Annotated in this window: 19 protein-coding genes and 3 pseudogenes; 11 read left to right on the top strand and 11 right to left on the bottom strand. The window is 44.8% G+C overall.

The genetic code is table 11. From position 1 onward, the window contains the following. Positions 1-14 precede the first annotated feature (14 nt). The 3 genes from L5M49_RS13645 to lolB all read right to left on the bottom strand — a co-directional run bounded on the left by L5M49_RS13645 (position 15) and on the right by lolB (position 2,575). A complete protein-coding gene (locus L5M49_RS13645; protein WP_006080255.1) occupies positions 15-962 on the bottom strand; it encodes a ribose-phosphate pyrophosphokinase in 948 nt (315 codons plus the stop codon). 112 nt (positions 963-1,074) lie between these two features. Then, positions 1,075-1,929: a 4-(cytidine 5'-diphospho)-2-C-methyl-D-erythritol kinase gene (gene ispE / locus L5M49_RS13640; protein WP_263266265.1), complete on the bottom strand. Its 855-nt coding sequence runs from the start codon at positions 1,927-1,929 to the stop codon at positions 1,075-1,077. A 1-nt stretch (position 1,930) separates the two neighbouring features. After that, positions 1,931-2,575: a lipoprotein insertase outer membrane protein LolB gene (lolB, locus tag L5M49_RS13635; protein WP_028761677.1), complete on the bottom strand. Its 645-nt coding sequence runs from the start codon at positions 2,573-2,575 to the stop codon at positions 1,931-1,933. Positions 2,576-2,828: 253 nt separating this feature from the next. Between lolB and hemA the strand changes: the two genes are divergently transcribed. Genes hemA through prmC form a run of 3 tightly spaced genes read left to right on the top strand, consistent with a single transcriptional unit; the run spans position 2,829 to position 6,036 of the window. Continuing rightward, positions 2,829-4,079 carry a glutamyl-tRNA reductase gene (gene hemA / locus L5M49_RS13630; protein ID WP_028761678.1) on the top strand — a complete coding sequence of 417 codons (1,251 nt, stop codon included), beginning with the start codon at positions 2,829-2,831 and terminating at the stop codon, positions 4,077-4,079. Between the two features lie 14 nt (positions 4,080-4,093). Beyond that, positions 4,094-5,185 (top strand): peptide chain release factor 1, encoded by a 1,092-nt coding sequence (gene prfA, locus L5M49_RS13625; protein ID WP_113939045.1) that lies wholly within the window; start codon positions 4,094-4,096, stop codon positions 5,183-5,185. 2 nt (positions 5,186-5,187) lie between these two features. Then, on the top strand, positions 5,188-6,036 hold the full coding sequence (prmC, locus tag L5M49_RS13620) for a peptide chain release factor N(5)-glutamine methyltransferase (RefSeq protein ID WP_263266264.1): 849 nt from the start codon (positions 5,188-5,190) through the stop codon (positions 6,034-6,036). 368 nt (positions 6,037-6,404) lie between these two features. On the opposite strand, the gene L5M49_RS13615 is transcribed toward prmC, so the two are convergent. Next, positions 6,405-6,956 carry a porin family protein gene (locus L5M49_RS13615; protein WP_263266263.1) on the bottom strand — a complete coding sequence of 184 codons (552 nt, stop codon included), beginning with the start codon at positions 6,954-6,956 and terminating at the stop codon, positions 6,405-6,407. Positions 6,957-7,797: 841 nt separating this feature from the next. Between L5M49_RS13615 and L5M49_RS13610 the strand changes: the two are divergent. Then, positions 7,798-7,914: pseudogene (locus L5M49_RS13610) on the top strand (protein-(glutamine-N5) methyltransferase, release factor-specific); the annotation flags it as partial. Between the two features lie 136 nt (positions 7,915-8,050). Here the strand turns inward: L5M49_RS13610 and L5M49_RS13605 are convergent. Next, positions 8,051-8,464 carry a GNAT family N-acetyltransferase gene (locus L5M49_RS13605; protein ID WP_263266262.1) on the bottom strand — a complete coding sequence of 138 codons (414 nt, stop codon included), beginning with the start codon at positions 8,462-8,464 and terminating at the stop codon, positions 8,051-8,053. 119 nt (positions 8,465-8,583) lie between these two features. Between L5M49_RS13605 and L5M49_RS13600 the strand changes: the two genes are divergently transcribed. From L5M49_RS13600 to L5M49_RS13575, 6 genes and pseudogenes are all read left to right on the top strand, one after another. Continuing rightward, positions 8,584-8,979 carry a SirB2 family protein gene (locus L5M49_RS13600; RefSeq protein ID WP_006080263.1) on the top strand — a complete coding sequence of 132 codons (396 nt, stop codon included), beginning with the start codon at positions 8,584-8,586 and terminating at the stop codon, positions 8,977-8,979. Then, entirely contained in the window at positions 8,979-9,767 is a 789-nt protein-coding gene (locus L5M49_RS13595) for a SirB1 family protein (protein WP_105250146.1), read from the top strand. The genes L5M49_RS13600 and L5M49_RS13595 overlap by 1 nt, the downstream gene beginning before the upstream one ends. A gap of 156 nt (positions 9,768-9,923) precedes the next feature. Next, on the top strand, positions 9,924-11,171 hold the full coding sequence (locus L5M49_RS13590) for a DUF819 domain-containing protein (protein WP_105250145.1): 1,248 nt from the start codon (positions 9,924-9,926) through the stop codon (positions 11,169-11,171). Between the two features lie 58 nt (positions 11,172-11,229). After that, complete coding sequence (kdsA, locus tag L5M49_RS13585; protein WP_105250144.1) at positions 11,230-12,078, top strand: 3-deoxy-8-phosphooctulonate synthase; 849 nt, start codon at positions 11,230-11,232, stop codon at positions 12,076-12,078. A 188-nt stretch (positions 12,079-12,266) separates the two neighbouring features. After that, positions 12,267-13,120: pseudogene (locus tag L5M49_RS13580) on the top strand (EamA family transporter). 160 nt (positions 13,121-13,280) lie between these two features. Continuing rightward, positions 13,281-14,801 (top strand): annotated as a pseudogene (locus L5M49_RS13575) (EAL domain-containing protein). A gap of 89 nt (positions 14,802-14,890) precedes the next feature. On the opposite strand, the gene L5M49_RS13570 reads toward L5M49_RS13575, so the two are convergent. The 4 genes from L5M49_RS13570 to L5M49_RS13555 form a co-directional block, all read right to left on the bottom strand. Further along, the gene (locus L5M49_RS13570; protein WP_263266261.1) at positions 14,891-16,204 is read right to left on the bottom strand and encodes an ammonium transporter; all 1,314 of its coding nucleotides are present in this window, start codon (positions 16,202-16,204) and stop codon (positions 14,891-14,893) included. Next, positions 16,201-16,539 carry a P-II family nitrogen regulator gene (locus L5M49_RS13565; protein WP_105250140.1) on the bottom strand — a complete coding sequence of 113 codons (339 nt, stop codon included), beginning with the start codon at positions 16,537-16,539 and terminating at the stop codon, positions 16,201-16,203. Before L5M49_RS13565 ends, L5M49_RS13570 begins: the two co-directional genes overlap by 4 nt. A gap of 350 nt (positions 16,540-16,889) precedes the next feature. Beyond that, positions 16,890-17,846, bottom strand: a complete 957-nt coding sequence (locus tag L5M49_RS13560; RefSeq protein WP_263266260.1) for a ketopantoate reductase family protein — start codon at positions 17,844-17,846, stop codon at positions 16,890-16,892. Positions 17,847-17,896: 50 nt separating this feature from the next. Then, positions 17,897-18,259, bottom strand: coding sequence for a VanZ family protein (locus L5M49_RS13555; RefSeq protein WP_105250138.1), 363 nt, complete (start codon positions 18,257-18,259; stop codon positions 17,897-17,899). A 155-nt stretch (positions 18,260-18,414) separates the two neighbouring features. On the opposite strand from L5M49_RS13555, the gene L5M49_RS13550 reads away from it, so the two are divergent. Beyond that, on the top strand, positions 18,415-18,900 hold the full coding sequence (locus L5M49_RS13550; RefSeq protein WP_006080274.1) for a YajQ family cyclic di-GMP-binding protein: 486 nt from the start codon (positions 18,415-18,417) through the stop codon (positions 18,898-18,900). Between the two features lie 121 nt (positions 18,901-19,021). On the opposite strand, the gene L5M49_RS13545 is transcribed toward L5M49_RS13550, so the two are convergent. Together L5M49_RS13545 and L5M49_RS13540 are read right to left on the bottom strand one after the other, a co-directional pair. After that, on the bottom strand, positions 19,022-20,437 hold the full coding sequence (locus L5M49_RS13545; protein ID WP_105250137.1) for an AmpG family muropeptide MFS transporter: 1,416 nt from the start codon (positions 20,435-20,437) through the stop codon (positions 19,022-19,024). Between the two features lie 284 nt (positions 20,438-20,721). Further along, entirely contained in the window at positions 20,722-21,042 is a 321-nt protein-coding gene (locus L5M49_RS13540; RefSeq protein ID WP_028761869.1) for a hypothetical protein, read from the bottom strand. Positions 21,043-21,053 lie beyond the last annotated feature (11 nt).

Below are 21,053 nucleotides of genomic sequence, written 5' to 3'. Positions count from 1 at the left end.
AAGTGACGGAACTATTAGTGACGGAACATGGCAGAAATAGACTCTTCGTTGCTTACGCGACGAATTGCCTCAGCCAGTACCGCAGACATAGTTAACTGAGTCACTTTAGCCACTTTCAACATTTCTGGGCTTAAAGGAACAGTGTCAGTCACAATCACTTCATCAATCACTGAGTTAGCGATATTTTCAGCCGCTTTGCCAGAGAAGACTGGGTGAGTTGCGTAAGCAAATACGCGGTTCGCACCATGTTCTTTTAAGGCTTCAGCCGCTTTACACAGAGTGCCGCCTGTGTCGATCATATCGTCAACGATAATGCAGTCACGACCTTGAACATCACCAATGATGTGCATAACTTGCGCAACGTTCGCTTGTGGGCGACGTTTATCAATGATCGCTAAATCAGAATCATCCAATAGTTTTGCTACTGCGCGAGCGCGAACAACACCACCGATGTCTGGAGAAACAACGACTGGATTATCTAAGTTCTTCGCTAACATATCTTCTAGCAGCACTGGGCTACCGAATACGTTATCAACAGGAACGTCGAAGAAACCTTGGATTTGCTCAGCGTGCAGGTCACAGGTCAGAACGCGGTCAACACCCACGCTAGACAGGAAATCGGCAACCACTTTTGCAGTAATAGGTACACGGGCGCTACGAACGCGACGGTCTTGACGAGCATAACCAAAGTAAGGAATAACAGCTGTGATACGGCCAGCAGATGCACGGCGCAGCGCGTCAACCATCACGATGAGTTCCATCAGGTTGTCGTTTGTCGGCGCACAAGTGGATTGGATGATGAACACATCGGCCCCACGTACATTTTCGTTAATTTGGACACTGATTTCACCATCGCTGAAACGACCAACCACTGCGTCTCCGAGTTTGCAAAATAGACGATCGGCTATCTTTTTAGCGAGACTGGGGGTGGCGTTCCCAGCAAAGAGCTTGATGTCGGGCACTGTATGAACCTCAGGCGTTTGCTTTATATTTTAGTGGCTAGAGTAACGACGATGTAGGGACGGGAGGAACCCGAGGCGTTATCGTTAAGTGGTTACTCTAGAAGAAAGTAGTTTAAGGGTGACTGAGTCGCGTGATGAGCGGCGAAAGATTCATCCCTTGTGCAACAAATCCTTGCATTTCAGACGGTAATTTCGCCAAGGCTGCGAGAGCTTGTTGCTTTTGTGTGAATTCCCCGAACACGCATGCGCCTGTTCCTGTCATTCTCGACGGCGCATATTCTAGCAGCCAGCCTAATGCCTTGGCAACTTGAGGGTATTTAGAAACGACTAGTTTTTGACAATCATTTGCCCAAGGTTGGTTCATTAAGGTATCTATGGCCAGTTTCGGGGTATCACGTGGTAAAAGTGGATCTTGGAATACTTCAGCGGTGGAAACATGGGCATCGGGTGCGATGATCAAGTACCAAGGCTCACCCGGATTTACCGCTTGTAAGCGTTCACCTACACCTTCGGCAAAAGCGGCGAAACCATGAATAAAAACAGGAATATCGGCACCAAGTTTAAGGCCGATTTTAGCCAGTTCTTCGGTCGATAATTGGGTGTTCCATAATGTGTTCAGTGCCACTAAGGTGGTGGCAGCATCTGACGAGCCGCCACCTAAACCTCCGCCCATGGGTAGACGTTTATCCAACCAGATTTCGGCGCCGCCAGTAAAGCCTGTGGTTTGTTGTAATGATTTTGCGGCTCGCAGAATTAAGTTATCGCTATCAGCGACAACATTAGAGATATTGGAGTGCAAAATCAGTTCTGCGGTTTCAGTGACCTTAAAATCGAGCATGTCACAGTAATCAATAAACTGAAACAAGGTTTGCAGTTCATGATAACCATCTGCGCGGCGACCATTCACGTGTAAGAATAAGTTAAGCTTTGCTGGTGCTGGCCAATGGCGTGAAATTGCTGCGGGCATGCTAAGGTTTCTCTTCGAGTATGATTGCAGGCTTGCCGAGGGCTTGCCATTGATTCAATTGTAGTTTGAGTTGTAAGTCACCACGCTCAAGCTTTAATTGATGGGGCACGTTGGCGCCGCTCTGGGATTGCCAACTTAAAAATGTGACCTGCCAAGGCGGTGGGGTTTGAGTGTTTGTGAGCTGTTTAGGTTTGCCTTGGCTATCGCTTTCAAGTACTTGATCATTTTGGCCAACTTGACCAGTGATCCACAAAGGTAAATCGGCCAAGGGGATGGACCAACCGCTGACGCGCTCGAGTAAACGCTGGGCATTATCGTCGCGAAAATCTTTGCCATCGATATGTAAATGGGCAGAGTTTGAGGTTGAATTAAGCGTCAACACCGTTGTACCTAGCATAGTCGTGAGTGTGAGTTCATCGCGATCTTCACTGTGGCGCCAGTAGATATTGGCACTGAGTTTATCGTCGGGAGTTTTTATCGCTAGTTTTCCCTGTAATTCCCAAGCTTTGGCTTGACGCGCATCATTGACTGTGATTGGGCTTAAGTCAGTCATCGGCGGCAAGGTTTCACACCCTGCCAGCAAGAGTAGGGCGCTTAAGGTAAAACAAGAGAAAATGGTTTTTGTGAGGCGCTTCAAATTATTCATCTATGACTGATATACCAAAGTCCTTATGATACGAGGGCTTGGAAAGAATACCAATGCCAAACGTAAAATTTCCATCGGCGGTCACTTAGATTTGCTCCCTTGGGACAAATTTTGCCTTACCTATTATTGATAGAAAATTTAGGTAAGAAGTTAGACCTTTATTCGGTTTTGTTAAGCGTATTCTGTTTTTAGTTGGGCCAATTCAGTAGAATGCCCTTATTAAGAGAGTCGCCAAGAATCTAGAAAGAGTCAGATGAGCCTTGTAGCAATCGGTATTAACCATAAAACAGCCACGGTAGACCTGCGTGAGAAAGTCGCCTTCTCTCCGGACAAAATTCATGACGCTATGAAGAGTCTGGCCAGTCGTACACGCTCGGGTGAAGCCGTTATTGTCTCGACCTGTAATCGCACTGAGTTGTATTGCAACAACGGTGATGAGGCCGACATTATTGCGTGGCTTGAAGAATATCACGGCCTAGATCATGAGGATGTAGCACCTTGTCTCTATAACTATCACGGTCAAGATGCCGTAAGGCATTTGATGCGCGTAGCCTCCGGGCTCGATTCTTTGATCCTTGGTGAACCGCAGATTCTCGGTCAAGTAAAGCAAGCGTTCGTTAAGGCCAAAGAGGCTGGTACGGTTGCGCTAACCATAGATAGACTCTTTCAGAATACTTTTTCAGTCGCTAAGAAAGTCCGCACTGACACTGAAATTGGCGCCGCCGCAGTTTCTGTGGCATTTGCCGCGGTAAGCATGGCGAAACATATTTTCTCATCGATATCGACCACTAAAGTACTGTTGATTGGTGCAGGTGAAACCATAGAATTGGTTGCGAAGCATCTTAAAGACAACGGCGTGGCTTCAATGGTCGTAGCAAATCGGACGTTAGAACGTGCCCAAGGCATGTGCGAGGAGTTTGGCGCAACAGCAATTACACTGGCGCAGATACCAGATTATCTCCCAAAAGCCGATATCGTGATATCCTCTACCGCCAGCCCTCTGCCTATCCTAGGTAAAGGCATGGTCGAAAAAGCGCTAAAGCAGCGTCGCCATCAACCTATGTTATTGGTTGATATAGCAGTTCCCCGGGATATTGAGCCGGAAGTCGCCGATTTGGATGACGCGTTTCTGTATACAGTGGACGACCTGCATAGCATTATTGAACAGAATATGGCTTCTCGAAAAGAAGCCGCCGAGCAAGCTGAAGTAATTACTGAAGAACAATCTTTCCTATTTATGGATTGGATCCGTTCTTTAGAGTCGGTCGACAGTATTCGCGAGTATCGCAGCCAGAGCATGGCGGTAAAAGATGAGTTAGTGGAACGCGCCTTGAATAAATTAGCCCAGGGCTCAGACACTGAGCAGGTATTGATTGAACTAGCCAATCGCCTGACCAACAAACTTATCCACGCACCGACACAGGCCCTCACGGCAGCGAGTCGTCAGGGCGATTTGAATACTCTCGGTCAGTTAAGATCAGCGCTTGGATTAGATAAAAACTAAGGTTAGCGAGTTAAATGAAGGAATCCGTTATCCGCAAGCTGGAAGGCTTGCTCGAGCGCAATGAAGAAGTCATGGCTTTGCTGGGTGATGCTAGCGTCATTTCTGATCAAGACAGGTTTCGTGCGTTATCGAAAGAATATGCCCAGTTAGAAGACGTTGTTGCTGGCTTTAAAGCCTATCAGCAAGCGCAGGCCGATCTCGATTCTGCCAAAGAAATGCTGGAAGAAGACGATGCTGAAATGCGTGAAATGGCGCAGGAAGAGATGAAAGCCGCTAAGGCCAAACTCGAGCAGCTCGAAGACGAATTGCAAATTCTATTATTGCCAAAAGATCCTGACGACGATAAAAATGCGTTCGTTGAGATCCGCGCTGGTGCAGGCGGCGATGAAGCGGCTATTTTTGCTGGTGATTTATTCCGCATGTACAGCCGTTATGCTGAAGCGAATCGCTGGCAGATCGAAATCATGAGCTGTAACGAAGGTGAACATGGTGGCTTTAAAGAAGTGATCATGAAGGTCAGCGGTGAAGGCGTATACGGCAAACTTAAGTTTGAATCCGGCGGCCACCGTGTACAGCGTGTGCCAGAAACCGAATCCCAGGGACGTGTGCATACTTCAGCGGTTACTGTTGTGGTACTCCACGAAGTGCCTGAAGCTGAAGCGATTTCAATCAATCCAGCCGATCTGAAAGTTGATACTTATCGTTCATCGGGTGCGGGTGGTCAGCACGTTAACAAAACTGACTCAGCTATTCGAATCACCCATATTCCTACTGGGATCGTGGTGGAATGCCAAGATCAACGTTCGCAGCATAAGAACCGTGCCCAAGCTATGAGTGTACTGGCCGCACGTATTCAAGCTGTTGAAGACGAAAAACGCCGTAGCGCTGAAGAATCGACCCGTCGTAGTCTGGTTGCTAGTGGCGATCGCTCCGAACGTGTACGTACTTATAACTTCCCGCAAGGCCGCGTGAGCGAACACCGCATCAACTTGACCTTATATCGCTTGAACGAAGTGATGGAAGGCGATCTCGATGCTATTTTATTGCCTCTGATGCAAGAGCATCAAGCCGATCAGTTAGCCGCACTGGCTGACGAGCAGGGGTAATTTTGTCAGATCAATCTAGCATAGCCGAAGCCCTGCAATGGGCTTATGTGCAGTTAGCATCAACCTCTGAATCCGCTCATTTGGATGCAGAGGTTTTGTTGTTATATTGCCTCAATAAAAGCCGCAGCTATTTGTATACTTGGCCTGAAAAATCCCTAACGGTTGAACAGTGGAAACGCTTCCAGCAAATGGTACAGAAACGCCAAAAAGGCTTACCTGTGGCACATATTGTCGGTGAGCGCGAATTTTGGTCGTTGCCTTTTATCGTGAACGACACCACTTTGATCCCGCGTCCTGATACGGAAATTCTGGTTGAAACCGCCTTGAACATGCCGCTTTCCACCTACGCCAAAGTGCTCGATTTAGGCACAGGCACTGGGGCGATTGCGCTGGCGTTGGCGTCTGAGCGTGAGTCATGGCAAATCACCGCGGTCGATAAAGTCGATGATGCCGTGGCTTTGGCTATCGCGAACCGCGAGAACTTAAAGCTGCCACAGGTCGAAATTCTCCAGAGTGACTGGTTCAGTGCCGTAAAGTCACGGGACTTTGATTTAATCGTTTCAAATCCGCCCTATATTGATGAATCAGACGAACACTTGCACCAAGGTGACGTGCGTTTCGAGCCCCAAAGCGCGTTAACCGCCGCCGAGGAAGGCTTTGCCGATCTTTATTATATTGCCAACACTGCCCGAGATTACTTAAAGCCTAACGGCTATATCCTGCTCGAACATGGTTTTGAGCAAGCTGTAAAACTCAGAGCTAAGCTTATCGAACTCGGCTACGAGAATGTCGCCACAGTGCGAGACTTTGGCAGTAATGACAGATGCACTATGGGTAAATGGGCAGAGTAAGTTACTAAAAATAAATTCGATGACCCAGAGAATAATGATGAGACTTTAGACTTATTAACTTGTCATCTTAAATATAACGCTATTGCCAATCTGCAATAGCGTTTTTTATGTGTAGGTATTTTCTTAAAATAGTGTCTTCAGTGAATATAAGATGACTATTCTTAGGAAATATAGTTATGGGATATAGTTTAATCAGCTGTGGAATGGGAAATTTTTCTTCAGCATTTGCTATAAATTTTATATAGCGTTAATAGAAATAACGTAATTAATTATGATAAAAATGGATTTTTTTCTAGAATTCTAAATTAAATTTTTATTGGGAACATAATGCCAGTATTTACTGGCATTAAGGTTTTAAATTTATAGCTTTAGAAACTGTAGCCTATTCCTACAGTGAAGCTCGTCATTTCAAATACTCCAGAATCCTGGTATGCTAATGTTGTCATAATTTCGAAGCCATTATAAAAACGACAACGCCAACCTAATGCGGCATATAAGCCATAGCCATCGTCTGAATACTCCTCTATAGTTATAACATCATCACTACTATTTCCGTAGTCATTCAATTGATAATTAGCTTTAGATTGAGATAATCCGGCCTTAAATATCGCATTATGTCTTGCTGATATTTGGTATGTATATGTGCCAGCAAGCCGAGAGGAATAAGAGTTCTCCAACACGTAATCGTCAAAAACACCATGTATTGCTGCGGTAAAAGGCTCACTTTGAAATGGTGTGTAACCTACTTCTACTCCCCAATCTGGGGTGAATTGATAGCGATAGGCAAAATCATAATGGGTAATGCCCCCATAGTCTTCTGTTGCGCCTAAACCCAAGCCTGCAGAGAAACCATGGGTTTCGTCTGCGCTAGATGCTGTAGTGGAAATGAGTAAAGCTAAAAGTATAAATAAGCGTTTCATTGTACTTCCTGTAATCACATTAATCCTTTGAATGTACAATGTAACAGGTTTGAGTTGATGTTGTAAATGTCTCGCTCTTACTTTAATTGGTATGCAAGCCTGATAATTTGCTGCTATATAGAACTGTATAGTCAAGTTAAATTATTTTATTACGATATTTCACCGTGATAATTTATTGTGATGTTGAATGAATAGATCGTAGATATTGTTCTTAATACTTTTTATGCGTAGTGTTTTAAGTTGACTGAATTAGATTTTGTTTATTATATAATCAGGTGCAAAGTGGCAACGTTAGAGATTGAAACTAATTTTTATCAAGAAGAGATAGGATTGTTTTATCTTAAGTGTAATTGTTAAATTAAACGCATTTCAAAATATAAGTTTACAATTAGTATTGCTATTATGCCATAGACAGGATCTTTAGCGCAGGCATAAGAAATAGATAGAAAAGCTTTGGGTGTGAGCTGATTAAGTCGCCAAACACAAACTAACCACTATCCACAAGTTATAACGATTGTTACCGCAAGTTAACAAATTAGGCAATTTTTCAATGAGATCTGGTTGGATAAAACTGCCAAGCAACAAGGGTTCTGCCAGCGACTTTGCGATAGATATTAGTACTCTGGCACTCACTCCTGTCTGGTCTCTGCCATAGGGGATGGCAAAGTAGATGCCATTGCTGATCTACATAGAAACTTCAATGGTATTCATATGAATACTGAGGCTGGCGTGGCTTATAAACCATTTTATAATCAGTTGCGTAAAAGATGGGGGGGCGATTTCATGCTGGGCCTTATTCAGGTAAGAGCTCTCCTCGGAATTACCCGTAAAACTGTAGCGTTTTGAGCAAGCTGTAAAACTCAGAGCTAAGCTTATCGAACTGGGCTATGAAAATGTTGCCATAGTGCGAGACTTTGGCAGTAATGACAGATGCACTATGGGTAAATGGGCTGAGTAATAACTCTGCTTTAAGTGAAGATATTTATCCAGTTATACCGATTTATCGAACGCCATTGGTTATTGCCAATGGCGTTTTTGTTTTCTAAAGAGTCACCTTAAGCAGCTGTTAAGGTGACGATCCCAAACCTTAAACATCACAACACTTTTACCATAAAGAATTTACTGCCGGTTTCTGGATAGGCTTGTTGTATCCATTGCACGCGATAGTCGTGGCGCTCATAAAAAGGCTTAGCTTGAAAATCTAAGGTATCGAGTAGGGCAAATTGGCAGCCGCGTTCTTTTGCTTGGCTTTCTGCGGCTAACAATAAGTGCGTGCCGATACTTTGGTGTCTTAAAGAATCATCGACCCACAGATAATCGATTAACAACCAATTGCCGAAGGTTTTACCGCTGATCCCTGCTAACAGTTTACCTTCGGAGTCCTGTAGTTTGAGTCCGAGATTTTTACGGCTAAGCCCCTGCCATTTGACTTGGTTGAACTCGACAATTTTTTGTTTTACAGCGTCGGCGAACTCGGTTGATTCATCGTTAATTAAGCTTAAATTCATCGTCACTTCTCGTTTGATTTTTTATGATGTTAGCTCTGAATATCTAGGCTGATAGGCATTGGTATGCCGTCAAGGATTAGGGTAAACTAGCGCCTTTGTCACTGGCCATAAGTATCGTAATGGAAACTTTTTACAGTCTATATCCTGCGGTTAAACATCTGCATTTTACCTTTATCGCGTTGAGCGTGTTACTGCTTACCGTTCGCTTTGTCCTGCATCTGCGCCAATCGGCTCTGATGGAGAAGAAGCTGCTCAAGATAGCGCCCCATGTTATCGACACTTTCCTACTGCTGTCGGGCTTAACTTTGTGTTTTATGATCCAGCAATTTCCTTTTGTTGATCCTTGGATGACCGAAAAAATCGGTGCTGTAGTTGCTTACATTGTCCTAGGCGCCATTGCCATAAAAGCGAACAGAAACAAATTGTTCAAAGTGTTTGCTTACTTAGGCGCGATAGGTTGGTTGGTTTATGCTGCTAAATTGGCTCATTTTAAACAAGCGGTATTATTGGGTTAATGGGTAACTACACTCTGCAAGATGGCATTTCATTGCCCGAGTCGGCATTGGATGTAGGTGCGCACCTTGGATTTTCTAAACTTGAAGCCGCTAAATGGGCTTGGTTTGAAATGGCGGGAGCTGTATTAAGTCATTACTTGGTTGATCAACAACAGCGTTTTAATGCGCTGTTGCATTGGTTTTACGAGGATTTAGGTTTTTGTGTTCGTGAGAACTACTTCAGTACAGAGGCGGCAGATTTAGGTACTTGCTTAATTAGTCGCCAAGGTAATAGTACAACGCTGGCGACGGTATTGATGTTGCTGGCGAAGCAGTTAGATCTTGAACTCGAACCCATATTGCTACCTGGCAATACGGTTCTGCGTTGTAAGATTGGCGGTGAAGTGAGTTATTTGGATCCTTTAACGGGCAAGGAACTCACCCGTCACCAGTTGCACGTGTTAGTGCGCGGCGAGTTAGGTAATGCTGCTGAACTTAAGGCAAGTTACTTAAAGCCTGCAACGGTGAAAAAACTGCTGACGCGTATGCTGCATGAGCTTAAGGCGGGTTGCATAGTGTCGCATCAATTTGAGGCCGCGATGGAGTGTTGCAGCCTGCTGTTGCAATGGCATGTTGACGATGTGCATTTGAATCGTGAGCGGGCGTTTATTGCACAGCAGTTGGGTTGTATTAATGTGGCCGCCGCCGATCTGCAGCATTTTGTTGATAATAGTCCTCACGATCCCGTGATCGAGATAGTGAAGATGCAGCTCAAAGAATTAAACGAACACGCCGAGGTTTATCACTAAAGCAGAGCCTTTCGGGGCTCTTCTTATTTATTCAACTTTTATTAACGAATTCAATCCGCAAAAATAATAACACTGGGCAGATGGAAGTTTGACCCAGGGACTTAAAAGTTAAGTCTCTAATAAAAATAATAACTGTATCAACAGGGAGAAATTAGCATGACAAGCACGGCTTTAGTGACGAACGATGCCACGGCGTTAGGAATACTCGCGACAATTCTAGGTTTTGTATTTTATACCAGTAGCAGTAGTCATCCTTTTTGGCAGAAGTTTTATCGTTTTATTCCCGCCCTTTTATTGTGCTATTTCTTGCCATCGTTATTGAATACCTTTGGGGTAATCGATGGTAATACCTCACAACTGTATTTTGTGGCATCCCGTTATTTGCTGCCAGCTTGTTTAGTCTTATTGATTTTAAGCGTTGATTTAAAAGCTATTTTAAGTTTAGGGCCGAAAGCTTTGATCATGTTTTTAACCGGCACTGTCGGTATCGTTATCGGCGGCCCTATCGCCTTGTTGCTGGTGTCGGTTATTGAACCTTCTTTAATTGGGGTCGATGGCCCCGATGCGGTATGGCGTGGTATGACGACCTTAGCGGGGAGCTGGATTGGTGGGGGCGCAAACCAAGCTGCAATGAAAGAGATTTATGACGTGGGCGGTAATATTTTCTCTGTGATGGTGACAGTCGATGTGATAGTCGCCAATATTTGGATGGCAGTGCTGCTGTTTCTGGCCTCAAAAGCGAAAGAGATCGATGCTAAAACCGGTGCGGATACTTCTGCTATTGAAGCGTTAAAAGATAAAGTTGAAAAGTATCACGCTGAAAATGCACGCATTCCTAATCTGCGTGATCTTATGCTGATTGTCGCTGTAGGTTTTGGTATCACAGGTATTGCTCATATCGCCGCTGATTTTCTGGGGCCATTTTTTGAAGTGAACTATCCTTGGACCGCAGATTACAGTTTAACCTCTAAATTCTTCTGGTTAGTGGTGATAGTCACAACGATTGGTTTGGCGATGTCATTCAGCCCAGTGCGTCATTTAGAGGCGGCGGGGGCATCAAAAGTGGCTTCAGCCTTCCTTTACATCTTAGTTGCGACCATTGGTCTACATATGGATGTGAGTAAGGTGCTCGATACGCCATTGTACTTTTTAATTGGTATTGTGTGGATGATAGTTCACGCAAGCTTTATGTTATTGGTGGCTAAGCTGATTAAAGCCCCGTTATTTTATATGGCCGTAGGCAGCCAAGCGAATGTGGGCGGTGCTGCGTCGGCCCCTGTAGTTGCGGCGGCATTTCACCCCGCTTTAGCACCCGTGGGCGTACTGTTAGCCGTATTAGGTTATGCGTTAGGAACCTATATGGCATGGATTTGTGGTCAAATTTTACAGTTAGTTGCGGTATAACCGCCTTAGCTCCTATTCACCGCTGGTAAAGGTTCCAGCATTTTAGAGAGAAGTTGCGATGAGTAATAAAATCATAAACCTAGGTTCAATCGAGATTGCCAACGATAAACCTTTCGTGTTGTTTGGTGGCATGAACGTGCTTGAGTCTCGCGATCTCGCTATGTCGATTGCTGAAACCTACGCCGAAGTGACTCAAAAGCTGGGGATCCCTTATATATTTAAGGCGTCTTTTGATAAGGCGAATCGTTCTTCGATCAACTCTTACCGCGGTCCAGGTATGGAGGAAGGCTTAAAGATTTTTGAAGAGATTAAAAAGACCTTTAATTTACCTTTGATCACCGACGTGCATGAAGTGCATCAGTGTGCGCCAGTGGCAGAAGTAGTTGATATTATTCAGTTACCTGCATTTCTAGCACGCCAGACAGATTTGGTTGTCGCGATGGCAAAAACTGGCGCTATCATCAATGTGAAAAAGCCACAGTTTTTAGCACCACATGAAATGCGCCATATCATCACTAAGTTCAACGAAGCGGGTAATGACGAGATCATCCTGTGTGAACGTGGTTCAAGCTTTGGATATAACAACTTAGTCGTTGATATGTTGGGTATGGACGAGATGAAGCAATCTGGCTATCCGGTGATTTTCGATGCGACCCATGCGCTGCAACGCCCTGGTGGTCGTGCCGATTCAGCTGGCGGACGTCGTGCACAGGCGACCGAGTTAGCGCGCAGTGGTATGGCGCTGGGTTTAGCGGGTCTATTCATTGAGGCGCACCCTGATCCTGATAACGCTAAGTGTGATGGCCCATGTGCGCTGCCTTTGCATCAGTTAGAAAATTATCTGAAGCAAATGAAAGCGATCGACGATTTGGTTAAATCCTTCGAGCCAATCGATACCAGTAAGTAATCGCAAGCTAAGACTTAATGAATTAGTGACTTAATCCCAAAGCCTCGACTCGTTCGGGGCTTTTGTTTTTTAGTCGAGGAATTTGATTGGTATAGCCCCGTAGCTATCTGAAACATTAATGTTTTATGATGGGCTTTGCCTAACGGTCTTGTTTTTATAGCCGACCAGATTCTTTACGGAATACCTTTATGTGGATCTTACTCACTTTGCTGGCGGCATTTATGCAGGCTTGGCGTAATGCGTTTCAAAGCCAGCTGAGTAAAGAAGTGAGTGTTGCGGGCGTGACCTTAGCGCGTTTTATTTGGGCTGGGCCGATTGCCGCCGTGTATCTGGCGAGCTTATATCTTTGGCAGGATGTCGGAATCCCCGATTTTAGCGACCGTTTTATCGGTTTTATTCTCGGAGCATCGGCGATGCAAATCCTCGCGACGGGCTTGATGGTGAAACTATTTAAGCAACAGAACTTTGCCGTTGGTGCTGGGCTAGCCAAGAGTGAAGCTGTGGTCGCGGCGATCTTAGGCACAGTGTTTTTTGGGACGCATTTATCCCTTTTAGGTTGGTCGGGAGTGTTGTTGGGTGGTGTGGCAATTTTTCTCATGAGTGCCAAACAAGGCCTGCGAAGCTTGTCGCTCAATACGGTATTGATTGGTTTGGCTTGCGGTACTTCTGGGTACGAGAAGCGAGTTTATGTTTGAATGTGGGTTTCCCCCATAGCGCTGCTTGGGTGCTGTTATTCGTGATTAGTCTACAGACCTTAGTGTTAGTCAGTTATCTGTTACTTAAGGATAAATCCACACTGGCCGCGTTATGGCAGCGACCTAAGCTAACCTTACTCACCAGTACCGCCAGTTGTTTAGGTTCTATCGGTTGGTTTAGTGCTATGTCGTTGCAGGCTGTGCCCTATGTTAAAACCTTAGGTCAAGTTGAAGTTTTCTTTATGATCTTGATTGCCACCTTTTGGCTGAAGGAAAAAGTAAAGATAAAAGATATGCTAGGGTTAGTCTTGATCGCTATCGCCGCTATTTTGGTGATGTGGGAATAGACTAAATTAATAGAAGGTATGCTGGTTTTTTAGACTAAAATAGAACTCGATTCAGTGTGTTTATATCAAGCAAACATTCGCTGAGATACAAATATACACACGTCTTGCTCCATAGATTTTGATACCATTTTTAACCGAGCGCTGTGTGAGTTAAGGATATATGCGAAAAAAGTTAGCAAAATTAAATCTGCCATTATGGCAATGGTTGGCAGTCATATTGTTTCCAATTGGAATTGCTGCTGTCGCAAGTTATCTCTCTGCACTGTATTTTGTTGAAGATAAAGTCAAAGGTGTGGGGGGGATGTATGTAGATCACATAGATACTTTGATCTCACATGCCGATGAAATCAGCCATTATGCATTGGCATTGAAGGATTCTGAGTGTCAAGAGTTATACAACTATATGTAGTTCCAACCTTACTTTCGTTCGGCTTTAATATTTGATTCACAACGCGTTTATTGCTCATCTAAAACCGGTGATATTGATATTCCCCTGAGCATTGTTAGTGTTACCGAAAATCTTGAAATATCTAATCAGTTTATTATTGCGGGCACGCCTTTTATGCCTGAGGTGCCCGCGATAGTGTCATCTAAATGGGACCCTAAATCTAAACACGGCGCCGCTGTGATCATTGAAGGGAAATATTTAGTAGATTCCTTTGTACAGCCCGATGTGTTTCCCAGCGCAGTTATCAATGTCGCTTTATCCATAAATGGTAAAACGATCCCTGAATCACTCGGATTTATAAAAAATGAGGTAATGACTTTAGATTCTGATGAGCACAATTTTTCAGTGTTACTAGAAATGTCACCTGCTTTTTTTAGGCATTTTTTTTGGATATTTTTTGCTATCTCATTACCCTTTAGCATTATTTTGATTACGGGTTCTATCTTGTTTGTGCTCTATTCACGGTTATCTCGTCACTCCCTTGCTGATGATATTCGTAGCGGGATAGAGAACGAAGAGTTCTTTTTGGTTTATCAACCTGTGATCTGTGCTGAGGACGGTAAGGCCAAAGGAGTCGAGGCATTAGTGCGTTGGCAGCACTCACAAATGGGCTTAGTACGGCCTGATTTGTTTATTCCTATCGCCGAAGAGAGCAAGTTGATTGTTCCATTGACCAATTATATCTTCGAAAAGGCATTAAAAGATTTTGCTAATATGAAGGTTGAATCGGGCTTTAGAGTCGCGTTCAACGTGGCGCCAGAGCATTTTACCCAAGATGATATCGAGTCGAAATTTATTCATCTGCGGGATTCTTTGGCTCGTATTGGTGTTAAGCCTTTAATCGAAATCACCGAACGGCAATTATTAACGCCGGATATTTGCCAGCGCATTGAAAGCTTACGCCAGTTGGGGATTTTAGTGGCTATCGATGACTTTGGTACTGGGCAAACAACCTTATCTTTGTTACAAACCATGCCATTGGATTACTTGAAAATCGATAAATGCTTCATCGATACCATAGGGCAGGATTCCGTGACTTCCCACGTACTCGATACCATTATTGAGCTTTCCCATAAGATGAATTATGTGGTGGTGGCTGAAGGGGTTGAAACGCAGGAGCAGGCAGACTATTTGACCAGTCGCCAAGTCCATTTTTTACAAGGTTACCTCTTTGCTAAGCCGATGAAGCTGGCGGATTTAAAGTTATGGTTAGTCGAACATTTCAAAAAGTAGCATCATGATGTAAGTCAGCCATAAGGGCGCCTTGGTACCCTTATGGCTATTCAACTGTCTTAACTAAAGGTTCAGGCTCGAGGTTCTGATTAAAGGCTATAACCCGTTTCTTCGTGTTCCGATAAATCTAAGCCGTTAACTTCTTGTTCTGTGCTGACGCGAAGGCCGCCAAGTAGCTTACGGATGATCACAAACAGCAACCAAGTGACCACCGCAGTATAAGTGAATGTCGCCGCAACCCCGATAATCTGTACCCCAAGTTGGTCTATCATAGTGTTGTTCATCGTCGCAAAACCGTAGCCGCTAAAAACGCCTAATTGGGTCGAGCTAAAGACTCCTGCCAAAAGAGTACCAAGAATACCGCCGACGCCGTGCACGGGGAAAACGTCTAAGGAGTCATCGATTTTAAGTTTCTGTTTGATATAAACCGTTGAGTAAAAACACACGATTCCACCGAGTAAACCTATGACTAAGGCGCCTGCTGGGCCAACATAACCTGAGGCGGGCGTGATAGTGCCTAAGCCCGCTACCATGCCTGTGACTATGCCAAGGGCGCTGGGTTTACCAAACTTAATCCACTCAATTGCCGCCCATGTCATCGCGCCCATAGAAGCGGCGAGATGAGTGGCTAGAATCGCCATGGCTGCGGTGCCGTTAGCGCCGAGCGCACTGCCACCGTTAAAACCGAACCAACCCACCCACAGCATGCCCGCACCTGTGACTGTCATCGTCAGGTTGTGCGGCATAATGGCCGAGTTTAAAAATCCTTTGCGTGGACCTAGCACTTTAGCGGCCACGAGCGCAGCAACCCCTGCGGTGATATGCACCACGGTTCCGCCCGCGAAATCATACAGTCCTAGCTGTGCTAACCAGCCACCGCCCCAAACCCAGTGGGTGATCGGCGCATAAACCAGTAATAACCAAGCACCTGAAAAGATAAGAACAGCTGAAAACTTCATTCGCTCGGCAAAACCACCGATGATTAAGGCTGGCGTTATGATGGCAAAGGTCATTTGAAATAGCATAAACAGCGGCTCGGGAATATCCCCGCTAAGACTATCGCGACCAATACCTGACAGTAGTGCTTTGTCTAAGCCACCGATGAAACTGTTACCTGTGTCGAATGCGAGTGAATAACCTAGCCCGAACCATAAAACTGACACTAGGGCGGCAATAGAGAAGCATTGCATCAATATTGAAAGCACGTTTTTACTGCGAACTAATCCGCCGTAAAATAAGGCTAATCCTGGCAGGGTCATCAACAACACTAATGCGGATGAGCTTAAGATCCACGCCGTATTTGCAGCGCTAAATTGACCATCATCGGCGACGGCGTTCGTCGTCAATATACTGAATAATATCAATAGGTATTTAATACTGAGTCTGAAGCTCACTAGCATCATAAGGCATCAACTCCTTCTTCCGAAGTGCGAATGCGCACCACTTGTTCTAACGAAGTCACAAAGATTTTGCCATCACCCACTTTGCCCGTATGGGCTGCAGCAATAATGGCATCAATAACGGCATCTTCTTGATCGGAATGAATGGCAACTTCGAGTTTAATCTTAGGTAAAAAGTCCACTGCATATTCAGCACCACGATACAATTCCGTATGGCCCTTTTGGCGGCCAAAACCGCGTACTTCAGTGACTGTCATGCCATGGACGCTGAGCTGAGTTAAGGCTTCACGTACATCGTCTAATTTGAACGGTTTAATGATTGCGGTGACCAGTTTCAATTTTCTCTCCAACAAGCTGTAGACTCAATTTATTGGAATAAAGCAGGAATTAGGCCATATAGATAAAGCATTTATTATCATTGCGTTAACATTAAAACGCACCGAAATAGCTTAAAATTTTGATGCAAAACGGTGCAAAGCAAAGTTAATCTGCCCTGATTTGGTGCGTATCATTGGTGCAAGTTAAATTTGCTTGACTAGCATGAGTGCGGCAAAAGCCGAGTGAGTATGGCACTAGGGGGATTCGCGTTTTAATGCGGTAAATAAAAAGTGAGGATTTAGCAAAAAATTAAAAATTATATAAATTAAACATAATGTTATATTTAGTTTTGTTATGTGAGTTTTCTTGCTTAAGCTTCTAGCTGTTTGACGCGCGCCCAGAGGTCAGCATTAACTGGCGCACTTAAACCGTGCGCTCGTGCACGCTCACAGATATAACCATTAATTTGGTCTATTTCAGTTCGTCTTTGGTGTGCAATATCTTGGTGCATCGATGAGAAATTCCCCGCAGTGAGGCGGATCACCTGATAGACCCTGTCGTGTAACAATTGTTTATCGAGAGGCACGCCCTCGAGTGTGGCAACCGTGACTAACTCGTCGAGAATGCCTTTAATCATGCCATTAAAATCTGGCTCAGCGAGTATGCCATTAGGGCATTGATATAGTGCTGTAAGCGGATTAATCGCGGCATTAACGGCGAGTTTCTGCCATAGACAAGGCACAATGGCATCCACCCATTCACTGTTGGGGATAGCCGTCAGTAAAGCATTGCGATAATGCTCAGTGAGCTCTGTACCTGCAAAATGCCCAAATTGAGTTAGCCCTTGTCCCGTTTGCCTAATTTGCCAACTGGCTTGACGTAACACCCCTTGAGAAGTTGTCCCTAGGCTTAACCCTCTGCTATCAGCTTGCGCATCAATTAGCGGCGCTAGGGCTAAATGGGGTCCCATTCCATTGTGTAACAACAAAATGTGGCATTGTCTGGGCAGTTGGTTAAGTAAGGGCAAAAGTGCATCGAGCACTTGATAGGCTTTGACGCAGACAATCACGAGGCGGATATTATCGAGCGCATTGGCCGCTAAGATAGGCACAGAATACTGGAGTGCGTGTGTTTTCTGTTGATTATCATTGGCTGGCGCTAATGGAGTGACGCTAAGTGTCTGCTGTATAGATGCAATTGAATCGCGGCCGATAAGACCAACACCCATGCCCGCTGTAGTCAGTTGGTGGCAAATAAGCTGCCCAACGGCACCAGCACCTAAAATCGCAATATCCACCACGCGATTTATGTTCACAGCATGAGTCATATGTGTAGCCTTAAGGTATCGGTCATCAGTACCAGCTTGAAGCGCCTGAGTTAATCTTCTCGTAATTGCGCTGCGCGGAAGTATTTGCCATAGGCCCAATTGCAAAAGTAAAACAGTGCAATACCCGAAAAGTCGGCAATAACATCACCCACAGAAGCGCTACGGTAGGGCAAACGTGATTGCACTAACTCAATTAAAATGGCGTAGCTTGCCAGTGTGAGAGATAACCAATACCACTTAGGTTTGAAAGCAAGATAGGTGAGATAGGAGAGGCAAAAAAAGCTCCCAAGATGGCCTACCTTGTCGATATTCGGAATACTTTGCGAATAGGTTGGTCTGGAAAATACCAGATAACTGATCACGACAAAGGCTACGGCTAAAGCCAGCTTAAATAGGGTATTTTTAGTTATCACAAATATGTTTGTATTAGCTTAGAGTGGGGCAATGATAGGAAAATGCGTAGCTAAAGTCACCCATGATTACGCTTTTATTCTAGGCTTTACCTTCAACTTAGGCTTGTGTGTGGGTAAACTAGCTGCATATTAATTTGATATGGGACATAAAAACTATGCCTTCAATGGATATTGTGTCAGAAGTGAATGAAGTTGAACTGCGTAATGCGGTTGATAATACTAAGCGTGAGCTGGCGACACGTTTCGATTTTCGCGGTAAAACGGCTGACGTGGAATATAAGGATCATGTGGTCACGTTAACCGCTGAAGATGACTTCCAATGCCAACAATTAGTGGACATTTTACGTATGCAACTGAGCAAACGTAATGTGGATCCGTCTTCGATGGAAGTCGATGAGAAAGCCATCCACAGCGGTAAAACCTTCTCCCTAAAAGTGAAGTTTAAAGAAGGTATAGAAACCTTAATTGCTAAAAAACTGGTCAAGCTAATTAAAGACAGCAAACTTAAAGTGCAAGCGTCTATTCAGGGCGAGAAAGTACGAGTTACAGGTAAAAAACGTGACGATTTACAAGCTGTCATGGCGTTGGCACGTGAGTCTGAGTTAGGCCAGCCTTTCCAATTTGATAACTTTAAAGATTAATCGAGCAGAATTGGTTTAACGTGATGCAGTATCGCGTTTGCCATTTCGTCTTTAAATGTAAAAGCCCTCACACTAAGGTGTGAGGGCTTTTTTATATTGATGACATAAGTGCTATGAGACCTTAATCCGATTTTGTTGGTGCACTTTTTGATGAATCATCCATTAATGATGTGCTTGGATGCGGCGCATACTTGTTGACTAAGACAACCAAAAACAACACCGGAAAGCCAATAACACTGGCGGCGACAAAGAAGTTCACATAACCAAATGCGTCGACATAAGCGCCCGAGAAGCCCGCGATAAATTTAGGGAAAAGCAACATAATCGAAGACAGTAAGGCATATTGCGTTGCACTGTAGCCGTTGCTAGTGAGACTCGAGAGATAGGCTATAAATGCCGCCGTGGCTATCCCAGCGCTGAAGTTATCCACGGAAATAGCAAAGGTTAAAAAGGGCACGTTGTAGCCAATCACTGCCTGCCATGCGAATAGCAGATTGGTTACGGCAACCAGTAAGGCACCGAGGAAAAGGATTTTCATAGTTCCGAAGCGAGCTAACAAAACACCGCCGAAGGCTGCGCCGACTAAGGTCATGATCAGGCCATAGATTTTACTCAAATAGGCAATTTCTTCCTTAGTGAATCCCATGTCCACATAAAAGACGTTCGCCATAATCCCCATTACAATATCCGAGATCCGGTAGCAAGAAATCAGTAATAAGATAAGGATAGCGCTGCGGCCATAGCGTTTGAAAAAGTCGATAAAGGGTAAAATACTGGCCGTATATACCCAAGATATGCCCGCTGCGATAATTCTAGGATAACGTGCACTTAAGCGTTGTTTTAGCGCTAATTCAGTGGCATCGGCGGCGCGGGTATCGACTTCGGGTTCGCGGCTAAAAAGCGTGGTCAAAATCCCAACAGACATCAATCCTGCCATAATCAGGTAAGAAGTTTGCCATGCCACTAAGTTGTATGCTGTGTTACCGGGTTCAACCCAAGCCGCTATGGTGAGTGCGCCTGCGGTGGCGATAATCATGGCGCTGCGATAACCCACTTGATAGGCCGCTGCTAGTGCGGCTTGCATCTTTTCTGGGGCTGATTCAATCCGAAAGGCATCAATAACAATATCTTGAGTGGCTGAGGCAAAGGCGACCATTAATGCGAACAGTGCCAAGCGCTCGAGATCTTTGAGAGGGTCACTAAAAGACATGCCTAAGATGGCACCAACCAATAACAACTGAGCGAACAGCATCCAGCTACGGCGGCGGCCTAGAAATCGAGTTAGCAGCGGCAATGAAAGCCGATCGACTAAGGGTGACCAAGCCCATTTAAACGCATAGGCTAAGGCTATCCAGCTGAAATAACCGATTGAAGTGCGATCAACACCAGCTTCACGCAACCAAAAGGATAACGTTGAAAATACCAGCATTAATGGTAGACCAGCAGAAAAACCCAGTAATAACAGGATCAAAACCCGCTTGTGATAATAGACACTGAGGGCATCGAGTGTACGTTGAATAAAACCTGTTGCGGACATAGGCATGAGTCTAAGTGTTTAATCCGCTTAGCTTACGGGTAAGGTGCCATAGGGTTCAAGGGCTAATGGTATTCCTTTTACTTTGGAGTCCCGTTTAGCACTATAAGATGGTTGAATATGGCTCGAGAGTTAACTGCTTGTAGCTAAAAGTTTACCGCTTATCTTTATCGCTAGCATAGATCTTGATAGTAAGGAGAGCGTAATAATGTACACACGAGGAATTGGTTTACGAAATAAAAAAGGCCCTATTACAGGGCCATTTTTTATCGATAGGAATGCTGAACTTAAGGTCTTATCCCGATGCATCCCTGCGGCACTCGGCCGCCTAAACTCAGGTAGTCACAGCAATCATTTACTTGCTTACGCAGATATTGATTACCGCGGATCACACAGTCAGGCCACCTGTTAAAGCTGTGGAGCAAGTGCCAAAACACTTTTTCAGTTTCCGTTTGCGCTTCGCCAGTCGAATTCAGTTGCTGCCATTCTTCTAACGTGTCCCATAAGTAAAGTTGCACTTCATGGAAGTCGAGTTCTTCACTCAAAAACGCTTTTCCATAGAAGGCGAGTTGGGGCGCTTTATTATCGATGAACTCAGTTGCCGTCATCGTTTGCCTCC

It is taken from the genome of Shewanella sp. SM74, assembly GCF_025653725.1.
Lineage (GTDB): Bacteria > Pseudomonadota > Gammaproteobacteria > Enterobacterales > Shewanellaceae > Shewanella > Shewanella oncorhynchi.
This window is presented reverse-complemented; position numbering and strand designations above follow the sequence as displayed.

Coding starts and splice junctions, on each gene's coding strand:
- kdsA (WP_105250144.1), top strand. CDS start 11,230: ATGAGTAATAAAATCATAAACCTAGGTTCAATCGAGATTGCCAACGAT.
- L5M49_RS13590 (WP_105250145.1), top strand. CDS start 9,924: ATGACAAGCACGGCTTTAGTGACGAACGATGCCACGGCGTTAGGAATA.
- L5M49_RS13540 (WP_028761869.1), bottom strand. CDS start 21,042: ATGACGGCAACTGAGTTCATCGATAATAAAGCGCCCCAACTCGCCTTC.
- L5M49_RS13560 (WP_263266260.1), bottom strand. CDS start 17,846: ATGACTCATGCTGTGAACATAAATCGCGTGGTGGATATTGCGATTTTA.
- prfA (WP_113939045.1), top strand. CDS start 4,094: ATGAAGGAATCCGTTATCCGCAAGCTGGAAGGCTTGCTCGAGCGCAAT.
- L5M49_RS13600 (WP_006080263.1), top strand. CDS start 8,584: ATGGAAACTTTTTACAGTCTATATCCTGCGGTTAAACATCTGCATTTT.
- L5M49_RS13615 (WP_263266263.1), bottom strand. CDS start 6,956: ATGAAACGCTTATTTATACTTTTAGCTTTACTCATTTCCACTACAGCA.
- L5M49_RS13595 (WP_105250146.1), top strand. CDS start 8,979: ATGGGTAACTACACTCTGCAAGATGGCATTTCATTGCCCGAGTCGGCA.
- hemA (WP_028761678.1), top strand. CDS start 2,829: ATGAGCCTTGTAGCAATCGGTATTAACCATAAAACAGCCACGGTAGAC.
- L5M49_RS13545 (WP_105250137.1), bottom strand. CDS start 20,437: ATGTCCGCAACAGGTTTTATTCAACGTACACTCGATGCCCTCAGTGTC.
- L5M49_RS13570 (WP_263266261.1), bottom strand. CDS start 16,204: ATGATGCTAGTGAGCTTCAGACTCAGTATTAAATACCTATTGATATTA.
- L5M49_RS13605 (WP_263266262.1), bottom strand. CDS start 8,464: ATGAATTTAAGCTTAATTAACGATGAATCAACCGAGTTCGCCGACGCT.
- ispE (WP_263266265.1), bottom strand. CDS start 1,929: ATGCCCGCAGCAATTTCACGCCATTGGCCAGCACCAGCAAAGCTTAAC.
- L5M49_RS13550 (WP_006080274.1), top strand. CDS start 18,415: ATGCCTTCAATGGATATTGTGTCAGAAGTGAATGAAGTTGAACTGCGT.
- lolB (WP_028761677.1), bottom strand. CDS start 2,575: ATGAATAATTTGAAGCGCCTCACAAAAACCATTTTCTCTTGTTTTACC.